Here is an 18,107-nt window from a genome sequence, read left to right on the forward strand (position 1 = left end):
GCCATCATCGCCGCCACCAAGAAGGCCGGCCTGCCCGAGCGCGCCGCGGTCATCTCCATCGCCACCAGCCTGCAGGAGTCCAAGCTTCAGAACCTGGGCCACCTCGGCGACGCCAACGACCACGACTCCCTCGGTCTGTTCCAGCAGCGCCCGACCTCCGGTTGGGGCACGCCCGAGCAGATCACCAACCCGGAGTACTCGACGACGGCGTTCCTCAAGGGCCTCAAGCAGGTCGACCGCTGGCAGGACATGCCGCTGACCGACGCCGCCCAGACCGTCCAGGTCTCCGCCTACCCGGACGCCTACGCCCAGTGGGAGCAGCAGGCCACCGACCTCGTCGCCCACAACTGGAACAGCTAACAACCACCGATGACCGGCACCCGACAACGGGTGCCGGCCATCGCCGCATCTACAGATCTTGGACAGCTTCCGTCAGCTCGGAACAGTCAGCTCGGAACGGAAACTGTCCAAGATCTCGTGGGGCGACGTAGCGCAGTGGCCTTGTCGCCGCCCGGTGATCCGATCGACGGTCGCGTCCGTACCCTCCGGCGGGGACCGGCGGAGGGACAGGGCATGGCCGTGGTGGGTGACGGCAACGAACCTCAAGGCGAGCATCGAAGCGAGCATCAAGCGACACGCCGCGCAGGTCGGCGACCTGCGGACACGACGGCCGCGGCCCGGACGGCTGCGGCGCACCTGCCCGCCGACGACTCTGCGACGAACCAACCAGTGCCCGAGCCGGCCAGCCGGGACCGGGCGACAACGGGGAAACCGCCGCCCGAGACAGAGCCGGGGCCACCGGAAGTGGACGTCGCGTCGGGACGCTGGTCCGTCGGTGCCCGCCTGCTGCTGACCGCCGCTGCCGTCGTGCTGGTACTCGGCGTCATGGCGGTCGCGGTGATCGTGAGTGACCCCGACCGCCTCGGTCAGACCTACAGCGACACGGGTCCACGGGACACGAGGCAGGACGCCGCGGCGGCATCCGATCAGACGGTGACCGCGCCGTTGGCGGGCCGGCAGAAGGCTACCTTCGTGCTCGTCGACGGGTTGACGTCGTTCGACCTGCGGGTGACGGACCTGGGTGACGACCTGTACCGGATCAGCAGTCCGTCCGGCACGGGTGTGGCGGCCCGGCCGGTGCTCGACGGGGAGACGGTCCGGCTCGGCGTGGTGGCCGCCGGCGCGTCCGACGGACGGGCCGTACGGGTGTTGCTCAGCGAGCGGGTCGCCTGGCGTCTGCGCCTGGAGGGCGGGGTGAGCGACCAGGCGCTGGATCTGACGCGGGCGCGTCTGCGGGGAGTGGACCTTGTCGGCGGTTCCGCTCGCACCGATCTCATCCTGCCGCCCGTGGATCGCGGCGTCATGACTGTGCGGTTGACCGGCGGGACCAGCCGGCTGTCCGTCCGGGTGCCGGGCGTGCCGCCGGTGCGGGTGCGGGCGGGCGCGGGCGCCGGCTCGGTGGTGGTCCGCGACCAGCGGTGGAACGGGGTTGCCGCCGGGGATCTGGTGAGCACGCCGGGATGGGACCGCTCGCCCAACCGGATCTTCCTGGACCTGGTCGCGGGCGTCAACGCGGTGACGGTGACCGAGGCGCGGTGACGGTGACCGAGGCGCGGTGATGGGAACCAAGGCCGGGTACGGCTGGCCGGCATCGGTGGCCGGGGGACGCCACGCGGGATTCGAGCGCCAGCCTGAACGCCCCGGCGGTTGAGGTGGCGGTCACCCCGAACCGGAAGCGCGGCTGTCGGGGGAGCGCGCGAGCGTACAGTCGGGCGGTGGAGCGTACCGAATCGATGCTGGCGCAGACCCGACCGCCCGGCGTGGCCGACGTCGATCCCGGCAGCGTGCTGCTGCCCGGCCACGACGTGCCGCTGGGTCGGTACACGACGGTGCGGCGTCTGCTGCCGCAGCGGCCCCGACGGATGGTCGGCGCATGGTGCTTCGTGGACCATTTCGGCCCGGACGATGTGGCGCAGCGACCCGGCATGGAGGTTCCGCCGCACCCGCACACGGGGCTGCAGACGGTGACGTGGCTGCTCGACGGCGAGATCATCCACCGGGACAGCCTGGGCAACGTCCAGGCGATCCGACCCGGCCAGTTGAACGTGATGACCTCCGGGCACGGCATCGCCCACTCGGAGCGGTCGCCGGCCACGCACCCGCCGGTCATGCACGGGGTGCAGCTCTGGGTGGCGCTGCCGGACCCGGCGCGGGCCGGCGCGGCCGACTTCGCCCACCACGCCGACCTGCCGCGCTGGCGCGACGGTGAGGTCGACGTGACGCTGCTGGTGGGCGAGTTCGCCGGGCAGCGGTCGCCGGCGGTGGTGCACACCCCGCTGGTGGGCGTGCAGCTCGAACTGGGCGGGTCGGCGCCCACGACGCTGCCGTTGCGGCCCGACTTCGAGTACGCCGTGCTGGCAATGTCCGGCGCGGCCGAGGCCGCCGGGGTGGGCTTCGAGCCGGGGGCGCTGCTCTACCTGGGTACGGGTCGGCGTGAGCTGACCGTGCGCGGCGGGGCGGGGGCGCGGCTGTTGCTGCTGGGCGGTACGCCGTTCGAGGAGCCGCTGGTCATGTGGTGGAACTTCGTGGGCCGTTCGCACGAGGAGATCGCCACGGCTCGGGAGGACTGGATGGCCGGGCGGCGTTTCGGTGTGGTGGCCGACGACGCGGCGTCGCCGCTGCCCGCGCCCGCCCTGCCCACCACCCGGCTCAAGGCCCGCGACCGTACCGGCGGCCTGCACGGCTGACCCGACGCGTTCTCCGCAACGGATGCCGGGGCTGACGTGGGCTGGCCCACAGTTCAGCAAAAACTGACCGTACGGAGGATGTTCTGTCGTATGGTTGTACCCGGCAGTGCTGACCGCTCGGTTCGGGCGGGCATCCACCGCCTGGTGGCCGCGACCGGTTCGGACGTGGTTCACCGCCTGGGCAGGTTTGCGTGGCGCCCCCGGTCGCGGTTCGTGGCCAAGGGGCGCCCGCCTGTCCCGGCGAACGTTCGCCAGCTCCGGCAAGACCGTCGAGCAGGCAGGATCCGACGGGACAGGGCGCCGGCCCGCGCCCACCCACTCAGCGTGCCAGCCCCGCAAGCAGGTTCACCGTGACGGCGATGACGAACGCGCCGAACAGGTACGACACCATCGAGTGCCGCAGCACCGTCCGGCGCATCTCGTTGCTCGTCAGGTTGGTGTCGGAGACCTGGAACGTCGCCCCGACGGTGAACGCGACGTACGCGAAGTCCGAGTACCGGGGCGGTTCGCTCTGGTTGAAGTTCACGCCGCCGTCCGGGCCCGTGTAGTAGATCCGCGCGTAGCGGGCGGCGAAGACGGTGTGCACGACCAGCCAGGACAGCACCACGCTGAGGACGCCGAGTACGCCGTACAGGTCGCGGCGCACTCCGGGTGGCGCGGCGTGCGCGCTGGCCAGAACCAGCCCGACGGCCAGCAGGCTGGCGAGGCAGGCGATCAGCAGGACCACGTCCCGGGTGGGCCGGTTGGGGTCCTCGTGCACGGCGAGTTGGGCGGTGCGGGCGGCGTCCATCGGCCAGAGTTTGCGCCACACCAGCACCAGCCAGCTCAGCGCGGCGGCGTCCCAGCCGGCCAGCGGGGACAGCGCGGGCGACAGCGTCAGAGCGAAGACGCCGCCCACGAGAATGCCGACCACCGCCACGATCAGCAGCTGCGTCGCCGCGGGGATGCCTCCGTCCGGCGGGCGGGACAGCGGACCGGTGCCGGTCATCCGCGACGCCGGCTCGCCACGGCGGACACCTCCACGGCGCGGTCAGATGCCGCGCAGATGCTGCGACACCCGGTTGTGCTTCTTGTCCCGGGCCTGCGTCGCGCGTTGGGCCGTCGCGTGTTGCGCCGGGCCCACCTCGGGAGCGGCCTCGATGCCGGCCGAGCGGGCCACCTCGGTGCCGTTGGCGTAGTCGACCGGGGGCAGCGCGCGCAGTGCCTTGAGCACGTCCGGCGGGGCGCCTTCGCGCTCGGCCTCGCGGACCACGTCGTCCTTCTCGGCCGGGTAGTCCAGGCTCGACAGGTACTGCAGGACGTCCGCGTAGCTCGCCATGTCTGGGGCTCCCTCGGGGCATGGATTGGTCGCGTCCGGCGGCGGTTACCCGTCCGCCGCCGGGTCACGCCCGGGTCGTAGGGGAAATCCGGCGTCGTTTCCAGCGGGGCGCCGCGGGTACCCGCAGGCGCCGCAGACACCGTTCGAGGGAGTACGCGATGAACTACGACACCTTCGTCGACCAGGTTTCCCAGCGCACCCGTACGTCGTCGGAGCAGGCCGTCGAGCTGACCCGGGCGGTGCTGGAGACGTTCGCCGAGCGGCTGACCGGTGGCGAGGTGCTGGACCTGGCGGCCCAGTTGCCGCAGCCGCTGCAACTGATGCTCAAGCCGAGCCCGAGCACCGAGCAGGCGGACCGCTTCGGGGCGGCCGAGTTCGTGGCGCGCGTGGCGTTGCGGGCGCGGGTCGAGGAGCCGGCGGCGCGGGACGCCGTCCGGGCGGTGTTCACCACGCTGCGCGAGGCGATCACGGGCGGCGAGTTCGACGACGTGGCGACGCAGTTGCCGCGCGACTACCGGGATCTCGTGGAGCAGGCGATGGCCCCCGGCGCGACGCTGCGCCGCGCCTGAGGGCGGGTGGGAGAGCAGGCGCACACAGCGGTTGGCCAGGGCAACCATCGACGGCCGGCTTGGCGTGTCGATCCGGCCTGGCCTAACCTGGTCGTGCGAGGGGAGTACTTCCCACGAACCATTCCGGTCAGTACGGCACGCCCGGCGTGCCTCGGGTGGTTGCCCATCGAGTGATGGGTGAAGGAGACCTCGAACATGACACGGTGTTCGAGGAGACCCCATGACCGAATTGTCCCCCTTGGCCGCGGCGAGTGACCTGTCGTCGATCGGTACGCCCACCCTCTGGGCGGTGACGATCGCCGGCGTGCTGCTCCTGCTGGTGCTGGACTTCCTGGTGACGCGCAAGCCGCACGAGGTGTCCATGCGGGAGGCGATCGGCTGGTCGACCTTCTACATCGCCCTGCCGCTGGCCTTCGGTGGGTGGCTCTGGGCCCGCTACGGCTCCCAGCAGGGCGTCGAATACCTGACCGGTTACCTCGTCGAGAAGTCCCTCTCGGTCGACAACCTCTTCGTCTTCATGCTGCTGCTGGCCGCGTTCGCGGTACCGGCCGTGCTGGCCCAGCGGGTGCTGCTCTACGGCATCGCGGGCGCCCTGGTGCTGCGGGCGGTCTTCATCGCCCTCGGCGCGGCGGCGTTGCAGACCCTCGACTTCGCGTTCCTGCTCTTCGCGATCATCCTCATCGCCACCGCGGTGAAGCTCCTGCGCGACGCCCTCTCCGGGCACGAGCAGGAGGTCGACATCAACAAGATGCGCTCGGTCAAGCTGCTGCGCAAGGTCATGCCGGTGGTCGACGACTACCACGGCACCCGGATGACCGTCCGGGAGGGCGCACGGCGTGCGCTCACGCCGTTCGCCCTGGTGGTGGTCGCGGTGCTGGCCACCGACATCGTCTTCGCCGTCGACTCGGTGCCGGCGGTCTACGGCATCACCGAGGACCCGTACCTGGTCTTCGCCACCAACGCGTTCGCCCTGCTCGGCCTGCGGGCGCTCTACTTCGTCCTGCACGCGGCGCTGAGCCGGCTGGTGCACCTCAGCTACGGTCTGGCGATCATCCTGGCGTTCATCGGGCTCAAGCTGGGTCTGCACTGGGCGCACGGCATCTGGGAGAGCGTGCCGCAGATCCCCACCCTGGCCTCGCTCGGCGTGATCATCGGTGTGCTGGTGGTGGTCACCCTGACCAGCCTGCGCGCCACCCGGGGCGGCACGCCCGCCGAGCGCGAGGTCGTCACCGAACGGCACTGACCGCGCCGCGCCGGGCCCACGAGGGGGTACGCGGGAAAGCTCCCGCCCCGGCCGGCCCGGGTGGTACGACTGTGCAATGGGAATCGTGTCACCGGGCTTTCAGGGTCGGCCCCGATCACAGGAGCCGGCCCTGCCGCCCGGTCAGTACCTGACCGAGGACTTCCCGGTGCTCTCGGCCGGCCCGACACCCCGGGTCTCCCTGGACACCTGGGAGTTCGTCATCGCCGCCGAGAACGGCGCCGAGTACCGGTGGTCGTGGCAGGAGTTGATGGCGCTTCCGCAGGAGACGCCGACCGTCGACATCCACTGCGTCACCCACTGGTCGAAGCTCGGCACCAGCTGGACGGGCGTCTCCCTGGACACCCTGCTCGAGGGTGTGGACACTGGCGCGCACTTCGCGCTCGCGCACTCCTACGGCGGCTACACCACCAACCTGCCCCTGGAGGACCTGCGCGGCGGCCGGGCGTGGGTGGCGCACACCTTCGACGGAGCGCCGCTGCCGGCCGAGCACGGCGGCCCGGCCCGGCTGCTGGTGCCGCACCTGTACTTCTGGAAGTCCGCCAAGTGGGTGCGCGGCATCCGGCTCAAGACGATGGACGAGCCGGGGTTCTGGGAGACCGCCGGATACCACGACTACGGCGACCCGTGGCGCGAGCAGCGGTACCAGGGTGACTGAGCGGGCCGTGGCGACGGGCACCCCGGCCCGTGCGCCGATCAAGTGGCAGGTGGCCCGTCTGGTGGAGCGCCGGGTGGAGACGCCGTCCGCGCAGACGCTGGTGCTGGAGGTGCCCGACTGGCCGGGGCACCTGCCCGGCCAGCACGTCGACGTGCGCCTGACCGCCCCGGACGGCTACCAGGCCGCCCGGTCGTACTCGATCGCCGGGCCGGTCGTGGACGGGCCCGGCGGCCCGCGCATCGAGGTGACCGTCCAGCGGGTCCACGACGGTGAGGTGTCTCCGTACCTCATCGATGTCTTCACCGCCGGCGACCCGGTGGAGATCCGCGGACCGCTCGGTGGCTGGTTCATCTGGCGGCCGGAGCAGACCGATCCGGTGCAGCTCGTGGCCGGCGGCTCCGGGATCGTCCCGCTGATGGCGATGATCCGGGCGCGGCGGGAGGTCGGCAGCAAGGTGCCGTTCCGGCTGATCTACTCGGTCCGCACGCCGCAGGATGTGATCTACGCCGACGAGTTGCGCCGCCGGGGCCGCGACGACTTCGGCCTGGACGTGGCGTACGTCTACACGCGCGAGGCCCCCGACGGCTGGCGCGGCGAGCCGCACCGGGTCGGCCTGGCCGACGTCAACACCCACGGCTGGCCGCCGGATCTGCAACCGCTCACGTACGTCTGCGGTCCGACCGGGTTCGTGGAGGCCGTGGCCGACCTGCTGGTGGGGCTGGGCCATCCCTCGCGGCGGATCAGGACCGAACGCTTCGGCCCCACCGGCTGAGAGCGCGCCCGCCGCTCACCGTCTTGTCGAGGAGATCCGATGACCAACATGTCCTACCTGGACGGCAACATGCTCGACGGTCCGCTGCGCGAGCTGTTCGCCGTCGACCTGAGCACCGCGATGGGCCGCTGTGAGAACTGCGGAATGACCGGCTCGATGGCCAGCCTGCACGTCTACTCGCACGCCCCGGGTCTGGTCGGCCGCTGTCCGTCCTGCGAGTCGGTGATGGTGCGGCTGGTGCGCGGGCCGGACCGGGCCTGGCTGGACATGCGCGGTGTCACCTACCTCCAGGTGCCGATGCCGATGGAGCAGACGCTGCCCGAGCCGCTCTGAACAAGCCGGCTTCGCCGCCGCTAACGGCTACGGCCTCGGTGTGAACGAGCGGATGTAGGCCAGGGCGGCGTCCAGCGACGCGCGCATCGGCTGGGTGTTGCGCATCGTCTGACTCAGCAGCGCCCCGCCCTGCAGAGCCGTCAGCAGCACCAGGGACAGCTTGTCGAGGTCCGCTTCGGCGCGCAGCTCGCCCCGGTCCCGCATCGCGCCCAGGCCGTCCAACAGCAGGGCCTGCCACCGCAGGAAGCCCTGGTTGAGCTCCTCGTGCGACTCCTCGTCGGCGCTGAGTTCGGCGGCCAGTGAGCCGAGGGTGCACTCACCGCGTCCCCCGTTCTGTTCCTGCCGTTCGATGGCCGCGTCCGCCCAGGCGCGGAGGGCGTCGAAGCTGTCGAGCGCACCCATCATCGGCTGGCCGGGGATCGGCGGGGCGTCGGCCTGGCGGGTGATGACCGCCCGGATGAGGGCCTGCTTGCTGTCGAAGTAGTGGTAGAGCTGCGAGCCGCTCACGCCGGCTGCCCTACGGACGTCCTCGGTGCTGGTCCCGGCGACGCCGTGGACGGCGATGAGGTCGGTGGCGGCCTGCACGATGCGCTCGCGGGTCGCCTGTCCCTTGCGCGTCAGCCGCTGCGGCGGGGCCGAGCTCTCTGTCACGCAGCCCAGCCTACCCGACTGGGTTGTGTAACCCAGAAAGCGGTGCTAAAAATGGGTTGACCAACCCAGAAAGAAGGCCCTGATGACTGTCAGCACTGATCTCTCCGGACGTACCGCCCTCGTGACTGGCGCCACCGCCGGCATCGGCCGCGCCGTCGCCCGCAAGCTTGCCGAGCGCGGCGCCGAGGTCGTCGTGCACGGGCGGGACCCGCGCCGGGGTGCCGACCTGGTCGCCGAGATCGCCCAGCGGGGTGGCCGGGCGCGCTTCGTGGCCGCCGACCTCACCGACGCCGAGCAGGTCATCGGGCTGGCGGCCACCGCCGGCGAGGTGGACATCCTGGTGAACAACGCCGGGATCTACGACTTCGCCAGCACGCCGGACACCAGCACGGAGAGCTTCGACCGGCACGTCGCGATCAACACCCGGGCACCGTTCCTCCTGGTGGGTGCGTTGGCGCCCGGCATGGCCAAGCGCGGCCACGGCGTCATCGTCAACGTCACGTCGACCGCCGCTACCCTGGCCGCGCCCGTCGGCGGTGCCTACGGCGCCTCCAAGGCCGCCGCCGAGATCCTCACCCGCTCCTGGGCCACCGAGTTCGGGGCCAACGGAGTCCGCGTCAACGCCGTGTCGCCCGGCCCGGTGCGGACCGAAGGCACCGAGCAGATGCTCGGTGGGAACGCGGAGATGCTCGGGAAGGTCAACATCCGTGGTCGGGTCGGGGAGCCCGACGAGATCGCCGAGGTCGTCCTGTTCCTGGTGGACGACCGCAGCAGCTACGTCAACGGAACCGTGATGATCGCCAACGGGGGCGAGCTCAGCTCCCTGCCGGGCTGAGCCGAGATGCAAGGGGCGGGGGTGAGCGCGGGAAAGTGGATAAATACTTGATTTTTCATAGTCTTGAATTTATCGATGCCTTCTTGCTCGCTTTCCCGGTATGCGGTCGGATGTCCGGCAACTGTTAAGACAGTTGTCTATTCATCCACCCGTACTGAGGAGGGCCCCCATGCGCTGTCGACGCGTACTCCTGGCGGTGGTCATCGCGCTCGCCGCCGGCGCGGTGACCACCACCGCACCCCCGAGCGCCCAGGCCGCCCCGGCCACCTTCACCCATCCCGGTGTGCTGGTCAGCCGGCCACAGCTCGACTTCGTCAAGGCCAAGGTGCAGGCCGGCGAGCAGCCGTGGCGCGACGCCTACAACCAGATGATGGGCAGCCGGTACGCCTCCCTGTCCCGGGTCCCCGCACCGCGCGCGACTGTGGAGTGTGGTCAGACCTCCAACCCGAACTACGGCTGCACCGACGAGCGCGAGGACGCCATCGCCGCGTACACCGACGCGCTGGCCTGGTACATCACCGGCAACTCGGCGTACGCGCAGAAGTCGATCGCCCTGATGGACGCCTGGTCCGCCACGATCCAGCGGCACACCAACGCCAACGCCCCGTTGCAGACCGGCTGGGCCGGCTCGGTGTGGCCGCGCGCCGCCGAGATCATCCGGTACACGTACGGCAACTGGCCCAACCAGGCGCGGTTCGCGACCATGCTGCGCACCGTCTACCTGCCCGTGGTCATCGCCGGTGACTCCCGCACCAGCAACTGGGACCTGACCCTCGCCGAGGCGGCCATCGGCATCTCGATCTTCCTGGAGGACCGCACGTCGTACGACCGGGCGCTCGCCCGGTTCCGGGCCGTGGCCGCTGCCTCCATCTACATCGCCGCAGACGGGGTTCGACCCCTGTACCCGCCGGCCACCAGCGTCGACACGCCCGCCGAACTCGTGTCCCGCTGGCACGGCCAGGCCACCTACACCGACGGTCACGCGCAGGAGACCTGCCGCGACTGGGTCCACACCGGCTACAGCCTCTCCGCCATCTCACATGTCGCCGAGACCACCCGCATCCAGGGTGGCGACCTGTACCCGGAGCTTCAGGACCGGCTGCGCCACGCCCTCGGCTTCCACACGAAGTACGAGAACGGCACCGCCGTGCCGTCCAGCGTGTGCGGCGGCTCGGTCGTCCTCGGCCTCGGCCCGATCACCGAGGTCGGCTTCAACGCGCTGCACAACCGGATGGGCATCGGCATGGCCAACACCCAGAGTTACACCGAGCGCAAGCGTCCCCAGGGCACGAACAACCTCTTCGTGGCCTGGGAGACCCTGACCCACGCCAACAACCCGGCCTAGCCGGCGGCTCAGCCCTTGATCGACTCCGTTTCGCTGATGTGGGGGTGTCGAAGTGCCCCGGATACCCCCACATCGGCGATCCGACGTCGATCAGGGTGCTTCTCGTGTCGGGGTCGCGCGGCAGACTGGCCGGGTGGGCACCGATCGGTGGCGCGGCGTTCCGGCGCGGGTCCGGCTGGTCGTGTCGGCGGCCGTGCTGGTCTTCGCGTACGGCGGCGTCGTGCACGTACTCCAGCTGTTCGTCCCCGGCCTTCGACCGCAGCTCGCCCTGCCCGGCTGGCTCGCGGTCTACTTCGCGTCCCTGACCCTGTGGGATCCGCTGGCGGCGCTGCTGCTGGCGGCCCGCCGTTCGGCGGGGCTCGGGCTGGGCTGCGCCGTGCTGGTCACGGACGCCGCCGCCAACGGGTACGCCAACTACGTGCTCGACCCGGCCGGTGGCGTCACGCCGGGCCGGATCGGGCAGGCCGTCATCACCGCCCTTGCCGCCGCGCTCGTCGCGTTCACCCCGTGGCTGGCCCGCTGGTTCAGTCCGGCGCGATGAGCGGGCGGCGGTACGGGGTCCAGCCGACGAACCGCGCGAACATCGCCTGCGGTGCGGGCGCCTCGTCGGGATTGAGCCGGTAGAGGTCCCGGATCGCCTCGTGCAGTTGCCCGCACAGGTAGATCGACAGGCCGATCAGGTCGTGCTCGTGTTCGGCCTTGAGCACCAGCCGGGCGGTCGGGCAGGGCCATGGGCCGCCGCATGCCCGGCAACACCACATCGGACGCAGCGGCGTGTGTGGCGGTGTGCCGGTCGGCGCGGGCGGTGAGGTCAGCATGGATCACGCTCCTTCGCAGGTGGGGGAGGGGCCGCCGCGGTACGGGGGTTCGCGGCGGCCCCTCGTTCGGTTCCGCCCGTCGGTCGGCCGGGCCGGGCGGTTCCGCTACGTGACAGTCTGCTGACCGGGCCGCTACTGTCGGAAGGCGCGCGAGTCCCACCAGCGCCGATGTACGTGTCAGACGCCCCCGGTGTGCAGAGGTGTGCAGTGGATCGTTTGCCCATGCTGGAGCTGTTCGCCGGAGAGCTGCGTCGGCTGCGGACGGTCGCCGGTCTGTCCCAGGAGGCGCTGAGCGAGCGGATCAACTACTCGGCGTCGCTCGTCGCGGCCGTCGAGCAGTGCCGGCGTCCGCCCCGGCTGGAGTTCACCGAGCGCAGCGACCGCGTGCTGGACGCCGACGGCCTGCTGCTGCGCATCCGCGAGACGATGATCCGCGAGTCGGTGATGCCGTGGTTCCGCGAGTGGGTGACGATCGAGCAGGAGGCGACGGCGCTGCGTTCGTTCCAGCCGTTGGTGCTGCCGGGGCTGCTGCAAACCGAGGGGTATGCGCGGGCGCTCTATAGCGGCGCGAGTCAGCTGGCCGATCATCAGCTGGACCAGCCTGTCGCTGCCCGACTCCAGCGGCAGGAGATCCTGACCCGTGAGCAGCCACCACTCTTCGTCGCGGTGCTCGACTACACGGTGCTGGAACGGCCCGTGGGCGGACCGACCGTGATGCGCGAGCAGCTACAGCACCTTCTTGACATTGGCCGGCGGCCACGGGTGCACCTGCACCTCGTGCCGCGCGAGGTGGGCGCGTATCCCGGGCTGGACGGCGCCTTCGTGATCGCCACCCCGGCTGACGGGGACGACGTGGCCTACCTGGACAATCCTCTAAAGGGGACGGTGATCGAGCGCCCTACGGACGTACTATCGCTGCGACAGTCGTGGGAATCGGTACGGGCCGAGGCGATGCCGCACGGGCAGACCCTCAGCGTGATCTCGGAGGCGGCAGAGGCATGGACCTGAGCGGCGCGATCTGGCGCAAGAGCACCCGCAGCAGCGGCAATCAGGGCGACTGTGTCGAGGTCGCGGCCAACCTGCCGGGCGTGGTGGGTGTCCGCGACAGCAAGGACCCGGCCGGCCCGGCGCTGGTCGTCACCCCGGCGGCCTGGCGGGCCTTCGTCACCTTCGTCACGCGCCACTGACCGGGCCGGCGAGCGCCTCCCGGATCAGCCTCTCGACCAGCCGTGGCGTGACCGGCTCCAGGGCGAACACCTCGACCACCCGCTCGGGATCCGTGGTGATGATCGGCCCGTAGTTGAGCCACGGGTCGTCGAAGGCGACCCGCTCCTCCAGCCGGACGTCCTGGCCGCCGTCGACGTCCCACACCCGGACCACGACGTGGCCCGGATCGGCCTGGCTGACCGTCCATCGATAGTCGACGTCGTCGACGCGGATCGTCCGCTTGCGAGTCCTGGCCACGGTGCGAGGCTAGGCCCCGGGCGGGCACGGCGGTAGCGAATACTCGGATGCGGAACGGCATGCTCATCCTTAGGCTTTCGCTCCACGGCGGGCCGCGCCCAATCGGATCGGAGATGAGCAGACCGATGACCTCCCACCTGTTCGCGATCAGCTTCGACGCGCTCGAACCTCTGCCTCTGGCGCGGTTCTGGTCCGGGATCCTCGGCTGGGAGATCGTCGACGATCCGCGCGAGGGTGTGGGTCTCGTGCCCACCGACGACACCGGGTTCCGACTCCGCTTCCCGCCGACCGAGCAGCCGAAGGTCGTCCAGAACCTCATGCACTTCGACCTGACAAGCACCTCGCCGCAGGATCAGGAGCTGACGGTCTCCAGGGCGATCGAGCTGGGTGGACGGCACATCGACATCGGCCAGGGCCCGGACGTCGACCACGTGGTGCTGGCCGACCCGGAGGGCAACGAGTTCGACGTCATCCCGCCGGGCAACAACTTCCTCGCCGGCTGCGGGTTCGTCGGCGCGCTGGCCTGCGACGGCACGCCGGAAGTCGGGTACTTCTGGGCCGAGGCGCTCGGTTGGCCGCTGGTCTGGGACCAGGACCAGGAGACCGCGATCCAGTCGCCGCGCGGCGGCACGAAGATCACGTGGGGTGGGCCGCCCTACATGTCGAGCGAGGGCAGGGGTCGGGTGAGCTTCGACCTCGCCCCACCCGTCGACGGTGACCGGCAGGCGGAGGTGGACCGTCTGCTCGCCCTCGGCGCGACCCGGGTCGGCACCGACCCGGCGGGCGCGGTGGTGCTGGCCGATCCCGACGGCACCCCCTTCCGGCTGCTGACGCCCCGCTAGGCCGTCCCCGGCTGGGCGTGGGCCGGTACGAACGGCGGGCCGGTTGGACAACTGTCGCGCCGGTCGTCAGAGTGGTCCGCCGTGAGATACCTGCGCAGCGGTGGTCCCGCCGCGATCCGGCGACCCCGGCCGACCGACGTCGACGAGTTCGTGGCGGCCGTGCGGCGGAGTCGGGACCTGCACCATCCGTGGCTGGCCGCGCCGGAAACGCCCGAGGAGTACGACCGTTACCTCGCCCGGATCCGGCGTCGCGACAGCGCCGGCTACCTGATCTGCGACCGGGCCAGCGGAGCGATCGCCGGCTACGTGAACATCAGCGGAATCGTGCTCGGCGCGCTGCGCGGCGGGTACCTCGGGTACGCGGCGTTCGAGCCGTACAGCGGCACCGGCCACGCCTCTGCGGGCATCGCCCTGGTCATCGACCACGCGTTCACCAGCGTCGGACTGCACCGGCTGGAGGCGAACATCCAGCCCGGCAACGAGCCGTCCCGGCGGGTCGCCCGCAAGCTCGGCTTCCGCCTGGAGGGCTTCTCCCCCGACTACCTCTTCATCGACGGCGCCTGGCGCGACCACGAACGCTGGGCCATAACAGCCCCCACCCCACCTCCCCCCACCCCACCCGCGTGATCATGAGGTTAGCGTCACGACACGCCGAAGCGGGTGACGCTAACCTCATGATCAACGGGGCGAGGACGGGGGCGAGGGCGGGGCAAGGGGCAGCGGCGGGCCCGCAGGGGGTTAGGCGCCGGGGCGGGGGAAGGCTACCGGGCTGTGGAGGCCGGCTCGGTTGACCGCGCGGATGCCGAAGAAGACGTTGTCCTTGGACAGGTCGATGCTGACCTCGGTGACGTCGCCGACCCCGATCACCCGCTGCCACTCGGCGGCCGTGGTCTCGCGCCACACCACCTCGTAGCCGGCGAGGTCCGGCTCGTCGCCGCGCTGCCAGCGCAGCGTCGTGTTGTTGGTCAGATCGGTGGTCACGATGATGGCGCCCTTGGGCGTACCGGGGGCCTGGGCCAGGGACCACAGCGCGGCGCCGTTCACCCTCGCCACCCGCGCGATGTACGCGAAGTCGCAGAACTCCGGCAGGTCACCGAACTGCTTGCCGTCCTGCACGCGGACGTCCTGGTGCTGGTGGGCGAAGTCTTCGTTCGGCTCCGTGAACCGGGCCGCCGGCCAGCCCTCGCGCAGGAACGAGATGTGGTCGCTGCCGCGCAGGTAGCGGTCCCGCCGGTAGATCACCCGGACCCGCATGCCGGTCGTTTCGTTGTCCGCGACGTCCCGGACGAACCGGGCGAGCTGGCGCGACGGTGAGTCGTTCTCGCCGCCGACGGACTGGCGGGTGGTGGCCTCCTCCGGAGTCTCCGCGGTCGGCACGCCCTCGGCGAACAGCCGCACCGTGTACGGGTCGCGGGCGCCGTCGTCGGCGGTGCTGCTGCCCACGATGTCGTCGCTGAACATGCCCTGCACGTCGACGCCGGCCGCCTTGAGCTGCGCGGCCAGGTACGCCGAGCCGTACAGGCCCTGTTCCTCGGCGGCCACTGCGGCGAACACGATGGTGGCGGCCGTCGGCCGGGTGGCCATCAGTCGGGCCAGCTCCAGCACCACGGCCACGCCCGAGGCGTCGTCGTCGGCCCCGGGGGCGTCGCTGGCGGCGTCCATCACGTCGGTGACGCGGGAGTCGTAGTGGCCGGTGACCACGTACGTGCGGTTCGGCGACGTCGCGCCACGCAGGGTCGCGACCACGTTGGTGATCCGGGTGGCGGTGGGAATCCGGGACGCGGGCTGCTGGACGTACGACTGGAGCTCGACCGTCATCCGGCCGCCGGAGGTGGCCGCGTACTCCTGCAATCGGGCGTGGATCCAGTCCCGGGCGGCGCCGATGCCCCGCTCGGGGTCGCCCTGGCTGGAGAGGGTGTGCCGGGTGCCGAACGCGGCGAGCCGGCGCACGATCGCCTCGATCCGGCGTGGGTCGACCTGGCGCAGCAGCTCGCGCAGCTCGCGGTTGGGCCGCTGCGGGTGTGCTGCGCGCCCGGGGCCGGCGTCAGCGGCGGCGGGCGCGGCCAGGGCCGGCAGCGCGACGGTGGCGGCGGTCGCCGCGGTGGCGGCGGAGGCGGACAGGAAGGTGCGGCGGGTGGGCCTCGTGGGCGAGCCGCCGATGTCGTCTGATCCCATTGGGGCATCCTGCCCATCGATGGTGGTGTCTGTCCATATCGTTCGACGTGGATGTTGGGGGAGTTCACCCGGTCCGGGTGATGACACTTCGTAACACGATCCCTACGGTGGGTGCCATGGCTGTCCTGCGCGCGACCCCCGCCAACCCGACCGCGGGCGTGGCTTCCGCGACGGGGGAGAGTGGTGACCAGCGCGCGATGCCGCCCGAGCTGGGCCCCAACTCGCTCGCCGTGCTCAGCGGCCCCACCTTCCTTTACTCCGACGCGCGCGGCGACGTGCCACCCGGCAGCATCGGCGGGCTCGTGCACCTGGACACCCGCCTGATCAGCGGCTGGACCCTCACCGTCAACGGTGGTCAGCTGCTGGTGTTGCGGGCCAGGACCATCGAGCACTACTCCGCGCAGTACGTGCTCACCAACCCGGAACTGCCCGGGCTGGCGCCGAACGGTCTCGCCATCCGGCGGTTGCGCTACGTCAGCGACGGCTTCCACGAGCGGGTGGAGTTGGTGTCGTACCAGCCCGAGCCGGTGCGGGTGGAGCTGCGCCTCGCCGTCGACGTGGACTTCGCCGACCTGTTCGAGGTCAAGTCCGTGGTCCGGGACCGCTCCGCGCAGATCGTCCGCGGCCACGCCGCCGACGGCTCCGAGCTGTGCTTCTCCTACCGCAACGGAGACTTCACCGCCGAGACCCGGGTGCGTTGCGCGACCCCGGCGGACCGGATCGAGGGGGACGATCTGGTCTGGGACCTGCACCTGCGTCCGCGCGAGGACTGGCTGGTGGACCTACACGTGCCGCTGGCGCCGGGCCTGGGAGTGGTCGAACCGGTGCGGGGCGACATCATCGACGTCCTCCAAGGCAGGGCCGATGACCCGCTGCGCCGGTGGACCGAGGATCGGGCCGTGCTGCGCAGCGACAGCCAGGCGCTGGAGTGCACCGTCCGCCAGTCCCGCGACGACCTGGCCGCGCTGCGGCTCGACCTGGAGGTCAAAGGTCAGCGGATCCTGCTGCCCGGCGCGGGGCTGCCCTGGTTCCTGAGCGTCTTCGGGCGGGACACGCTGATCACCGCGTACCAGACGTTGGTGGCCGGGCCGGCGCTGGCGAAGGGGGCGCTGCTCGCGCTCGCCCGACTACAGGGCGAGGCCTGTGACGATTTCACCGACGAGGAGCCGGGCAAGATCCTGCACGAGGCCCGCAGCGGCGAGCTGACCCGTACCGGCCAGAAGCCGTACGGCCCCTACTACGGCACCGCCGACGCCACCCAGCTCTGGCTGATCCTGCTCTCGGAGTACTGGCGGTGGACCCGCGACGACGAGACCGTCCGGCACCTGCGCGACAACGCGCTGGCCGCGCTGCGGTGGATCGACGAGTACGGCGACCGCGACGGCGACGGCTTCGTGGAGTATGCCACCCGGTCTCCGGAGGGGCTGGGCAACCAGTGCTGGCGGGACTCGCCGGACGGCGTCTGCTTCGCCGACGGGCGTATCCCGGTGCTGCCGCTGGCAACGGCCGACGTCCAGGGCTACACCTTCGACGCGAAGGTGCGGCTGGCCGAGCTGTTCGACGGCCCGCTGGGCGACCCCACCCTGGCGGCACGGCTGCGCGACGAGGCCGGCACCCTGTACGAGCGGTTCAACCGGGACTTCTGGATCGACGAGCGGGGCGGCTACTACGCGGTGGCCCTCGATGGCGACAAGAACGTGGTCGACTCCAAGACGTCCAGCATGGGTCACCTGTTGTGGAGCGGGATCGTGCCGCCGGGGCGGGCGGACGCGGTGGTGCGCCAGCTCATGTCGCCCGACATGTTCTCCGGCTGGGGCATCCGGACGCTGTCCGCCGAGGAACGCCTCTACCGGCCCCTCGGCTACCACCTGGGCACGGTCTGGCCGCACGACAACTCGCTGATCGCCCTCGGCCTGGCCCGCTACGGCTACCGGGCCGAGGCGAACCGGGTCAGCCTGGCGATGATCGACGCTGCCGAGCAGTTCGATCACCGACTGCCCGAGGCGCTCAGCGGGTCCGACCGACAACGGCTGCTGTTCGCCATCCCGTATCCCACCGCGTGCAGCCCACAGGCGTGGGCGGCCGGAGCGCCCCTGGCGCTGGTCCGCGCGATGCTGGGGCTCAACCCGGTCGAGGGTCGGCTCGTGCTCGACCCGGCGGTTCCACCGGAGATCGGCCGGATCTCGGCCAACCGGGTGCGGGCCTTCGGTCAGGAGTGGGGTGTAGAGGCGACGGGCTCCAGCGGCCACGTCTGGATCGAGCGGAGCTGACCGCGCGCCTGCGCTTCGACGTTTGTCCTGGGCTGCGACGGGAAACGGC

Annotated in this window: 21 protein-coding genes and 1 pseudogene; 16 read left to right on the forward strand and 6 right to left on the reverse strand. The window is 71.3% G+C overall.

All coding sequences use genetic code 11. The annotated features are described in order from the left end of the window. From ABZ272_RS24895 to ABZ272_RS24905, 3 genes and pseudogenes are all read left to right on the forward strand, one after another. Positions 1-360: pseudogene (locus tag ABZ272_RS24895) on the forward strand (hypothetical protein); the annotation flags it as partial. A 444-nt stretch (positions 361-804) separates the two neighbouring features. Further along, the gene (locus tag ABZ272_RS24900) at positions 805-1,599 is read left to right on the forward strand and encodes a hypothetical protein (protein ID WP_355052327.1); all 795 of its coding nucleotides are present in this window, start codon (positions 805-807) and stop codon (positions 1,597-1,599) included. Between the two features lie 176 nt (positions 1,600-1,775). Then, on the forward strand, positions 1,776-2,747 hold the full coding sequence (locus ABZ272_RS24905; RefSeq protein WP_355052328.1) for a pirin family protein: 972 nt from the start codon (positions 1,776-1,778) through the stop codon (positions 2,745-2,747). Between the two features lie 319 nt (positions 2,748-3,066). Here ABZ272_RS24905 and ABZ272_RS24910 read toward each other — a convergent pair whose 3' ends face one another. Together ABZ272_RS24910 and ABZ272_RS24915 are read right to left on the reverse strand one after the other, a co-directional pair. Next, positions 3,067-3,735 (reverse strand): DUF1345 domain-containing protein, encoded by a 669-nt coding sequence (locus ABZ272_RS24910; protein WP_355052329.1) that lies wholly within the window; start codon positions 3,733-3,735, stop codon positions 3,067-3,069. A 42-nt stretch (positions 3,736-3,777) separates the two neighbouring features. Continuing rightward, positions 3,778-4,065: a DUF2795 domain-containing protein gene (locus tag ABZ272_RS24915; protein WP_355052330.1), complete on the reverse strand. Its 288-nt coding sequence runs from the start codon at positions 4,063-4,065 to the stop codon at positions 3,778-3,780. A gap of 158 nt (positions 4,066-4,223) precedes the next feature. Here ABZ272_RS24915 and ABZ272_RS24920 point away from each other — a divergent pair, with 158 nt between their 5' ends. The 5 genes from ABZ272_RS24920 to ABZ272_RS24940 all read left to right on the forward strand — a co-directional run bounded on the left by ABZ272_RS24920 (position 4,224) and on the right by ABZ272_RS24940 (position 7,658). Then, positions 4,224-4,634 carry a DUF2267 domain-containing protein gene (locus ABZ272_RS24920; protein ID WP_355052331.1) on the forward strand — a complete coding sequence of 137 codons (411 nt, stop codon included), beginning with the start codon at positions 4,224-4,226 and terminating at the stop codon, positions 4,632-4,634. A gap of 220 nt (positions 4,635-4,854) precedes the next feature. Next, positions 4,855-5,877, forward strand: coding sequence for a TerC/Alx family metal homeostasis membrane protein (locus ABZ272_RS24925; RefSeq protein WP_355052332.1), 1,023 nt, complete (start codon positions 4,855-4,857; stop codon positions 5,875-5,877). 76 nt (positions 5,878-5,953) lie between these two features. Beyond that, the gene (locus ABZ272_RS24930; RefSeq protein WP_355052333.1) at positions 5,954-6,553 is read left to right on the forward strand and encodes a sulfite oxidase-like oxidoreductase; all 600 of its coding nucleotides are present in this window, start codon (positions 5,954-5,956) and stop codon (positions 6,551-6,553) included. A gap of 7 nt (positions 6,554-6,560) precedes the next feature. After that, complete coding sequence (locus ABZ272_RS24935; RefSeq protein ID WP_355052469.1) at positions 6,561-7,325, forward strand: ferredoxin reductase; 765 nt, start codon at positions 6,561-6,563, stop codon at positions 7,323-7,325. Positions 7,326-7,364: 39 nt separating this feature from the next. Next, positions 7,365-7,658: a DUF6510 family protein gene (locus tag ABZ272_RS24940; RefSeq protein ID WP_355052334.1), complete on the forward strand. Its 294-nt coding sequence runs from the start codon at positions 7,365-7,367 to the stop codon at positions 7,656-7,658. Positions 7,659-7,685: 27 nt separating this feature from the next. Here ABZ272_RS24940 and ABZ272_RS24945 read toward each other — a convergent pair whose 3' ends face one another. After that, positions 7,686-8,309: a TetR family transcriptional regulator gene (locus ABZ272_RS24945; RefSeq protein WP_355052335.1), complete on the reverse strand. Its 624-nt coding sequence runs from the start codon at positions 8,307-8,309 to the stop codon at positions 7,686-7,688. 82 nt (positions 8,310-8,391) lie between these two features. On the opposite strand from ABZ272_RS24945, the gene ABZ272_RS24950 reads away from it, so the two are divergent. From ABZ272_RS24950 to ABZ272_RS24960, 3 genes are all read left to right on the forward strand, one after another. Continuing rightward, the gene (locus ABZ272_RS24950; protein ID WP_355052336.1) at positions 8,392-9,144 is read left to right on the forward strand and encodes an SDR family oxidoreductase; all 753 of its coding nucleotides are present in this window, start codon (positions 8,392-8,394) and stop codon (positions 9,142-9,144) included. 169 nt (positions 9,145-9,313) lie between these two features. Further along, entirely contained in the window at positions 9,314-10,489 is a 1,176-nt protein-coding gene (locus ABZ272_RS24955; RefSeq protein ID WP_355052337.1) for an alginate lyase family protein, read from the forward strand. Positions 10,490-10,622: 133 nt separating this feature from the next. Then, positions 10,623-11,030, forward strand: a complete 408-nt coding sequence (locus ABZ272_RS24960; RefSeq protein ID WP_355052338.1) for a hypothetical protein — start codon at positions 10,623-10,625, stop codon at positions 11,028-11,030. Here ABZ272_RS24960 and ABZ272_RS24965 read toward each other — a convergent pair. Continuing rightward, positions 11,014-11,307 carry a hypothetical protein gene (locus ABZ272_RS24965; RefSeq protein ID WP_355052339.1) on the reverse strand — a complete coding sequence of 98 codons (294 nt, stop codon included), beginning with the start codon at positions 11,305-11,307 and terminating at the stop codon, positions 11,014-11,016. The genes ABZ272_RS24960 and ABZ272_RS24965 overlap by 17 nt on opposite strands. Positions 11,308-11,529: 222 nt before the next feature. Between ABZ272_RS24965 and ABZ272_RS24970 the strand changes: the two genes are divergently transcribed. Together ABZ272_RS24970 and ABZ272_RS24975 are read left to right on the forward strand one after the other, a co-directional pair. Then, a complete protein-coding gene (locus ABZ272_RS24970; protein ID WP_355052340.1) occupies positions 11,530-12,315 on the forward strand; it encodes a helix-turn-helix transcriptional regulator in 786 nt (261 codons plus the stop codon). After that, the gene (locus ABZ272_RS24975) at positions 12,306-12,494 is read left to right on the forward strand and encodes a DUF397 domain-containing protein (protein WP_355052341.1); all 189 of its coding nucleotides are present in this window, start codon (positions 12,306-12,308) and stop codon (positions 12,492-12,494) included. Before ABZ272_RS24970 ends, ABZ272_RS24975 begins: the two co-directional genes overlap by 10 nt. Here the strand turns inward: ABZ272_RS24975 and ABZ272_RS24980 are convergent. After that, a complete protein-coding gene (locus tag ABZ272_RS24980; protein WP_355052342.1) occupies positions 12,481-12,771 on the reverse strand; it encodes a hypothetical protein in 291 nt (96 codons plus the stop codon). The two genes, ABZ272_RS24975 and ABZ272_RS24980, sit on opposite strands and share 14 nt — an antisense overlap. A gap of 125 nt (positions 12,772-12,896) precedes the next feature. On the opposite strand from ABZ272_RS24980, the gene ABZ272_RS24985 reads away from it, so the two are divergent. Together ABZ272_RS24985 and ABZ272_RS24990 are read left to right on the forward strand one after the other, a co-directional pair. Then, positions 12,897-13,613, forward strand: a complete 717-nt coding sequence (locus tag ABZ272_RS24985; RefSeq protein ID WP_355052470.1) for a VOC family protein — start codon at positions 12,897-12,899, stop codon at positions 13,611-13,613. Between the two features lie 81 nt (positions 13,614-13,694). Further along, positions 13,695-14,240 (forward strand): GNAT family protein, encoded by a 546-nt coding sequence (locus ABZ272_RS24990; protein ID WP_355052343.1) that lies wholly within the window; start codon positions 13,695-13,697, stop codon positions 14,238-14,240. A 111-nt stretch (positions 14,241-14,351) separates the two neighbouring features. Here the strand turns inward: ABZ272_RS24990 and ABZ272_RS24995 are convergent, their stop codons facing one another. After that, the gene (locus tag ABZ272_RS24995; RefSeq protein ID WP_355052344.1) at positions 14,352-15,788 is read right to left on the reverse strand and encodes a M20/M25/M40 family metallo-hydrolase; all 1,437 of its coding nucleotides are present in this window, start codon (positions 15,786-15,788) and stop codon (positions 14,352-14,354) included. A gap of 116 nt (positions 15,789-15,904) precedes the next feature. Here ABZ272_RS24995 and ABZ272_RS25000 point away from each other — a divergent pair, with 116 nt between their 5' ends. Further along, entirely contained in the window at positions 15,905-18,058 is a 2,154-nt protein-coding gene (locus ABZ272_RS25000) for a glycogen debranching N-terminal domain-containing protein (RefSeq protein WP_355052345.1), read from the forward strand. Positions 18,059-18,107 lie beyond the last annotated feature (49 nt).

This window comes from Micromonospora sp. NPDC005979, from assembly GCF_040614415.1.
In the GTDB taxonomy this organism is placed as follows: Bacteria; Actinomycetota; Actinomycetes; order Mycobacteriales; family Micromonosporaceae; genus Micromonospora.

Coding starts and splice junctions, on each gene's coding strand:
- ABZ272_RS24910 (WP_355052329.1), bottom strand. CDS start 3,735: ATGACCGGCACCGGTCCGCTGTCCCGCCCGCCGGACGGAGGCATCCCC.
- ABZ272_RS24915 (WP_355052330.1), bottom strand. CDS start 4,065: ATGGCGAGCTACGCGGACGTCCTGCAGTACCTGTCGAGCCTGGACTAC.
- ABZ272_RS24920 (WP_355052331.1), top strand. CDS start 4,224: ATGAACTACGACACCTTCGTCGACCAGGTTTCCCAGCGCACCCGTACG.
- ABZ272_RS24925 (WP_355052332.1), top strand. CDS start 4,855: ATGACCGAATTGTCCCCCTTGGCCGCGGCGAGTGACCTGTCGTCGATC.
- ABZ272_RS24930 (WP_355052333.1), top strand. CDS start 5,954: ATGGGAATCGTGTCACCGGGCTTTCAGGGTCGGCCCCGATCACAGGAG.
- ABZ272_RS24940 (WP_355052334.1), top strand. CDS start 7,365: ATGACCAACATGTCCTACCTGGACGGCAACATGCTCGACGGTCCGCTG.
- ABZ272_RS24950 (WP_355052336.1), top strand. CDS start 8,392: ATGACTGTCAGCACTGATCTCTCCGGACGTACCGCCCTCGTGACTGGC.
- ABZ272_RS24955 (WP_355052337.1), top strand. CDS start 9,314: ATGCGCTGTCGACGCGTACTCCTGGCGGTGGTCATCGCGCTCGCCGCC.
- ABZ272_RS24965 (WP_355052339.1), bottom strand. CDS start 11,307: ATGCTGACCTCACCGCCCGCGCCGACCGGCACACCGCCACACACGCCG.
- ABZ272_RS24970 (WP_355052340.1), top strand. CDS start 11,530: ATGCTGGAGCTGTTCGCCGGAGAGCTGCGTCGGCTGCGGACGGTCGCC.
- ABZ272_RS24975 (WP_355052341.1), top strand. CDS start 12,306: ATGGACCTGAGCGGCGCGATCTGGCGCAAGAGCACCCGCAGCAGCGGC.
- ABZ272_RS24985 (WP_355052470.1), top strand. CDS start 12,897: ATGACCTCCCACCTGTTCGCGATCAGCTTCGACGCGCTCGAACCTCTG.
- ABZ272_RS24995 (WP_355052344.1), bottom strand. CDS start 15,788: ATGGGATCAGACGACATCGGCGGCTCGCCCACGAGGCCCACCCGCCGC.
- ABZ272_RS25000 (WP_355052345.1), top strand. CDS start 15,905: ATGGCTGTCCTGCGCGCGACCCCCGCCAACCCGACCGCGGGCGTGGCT.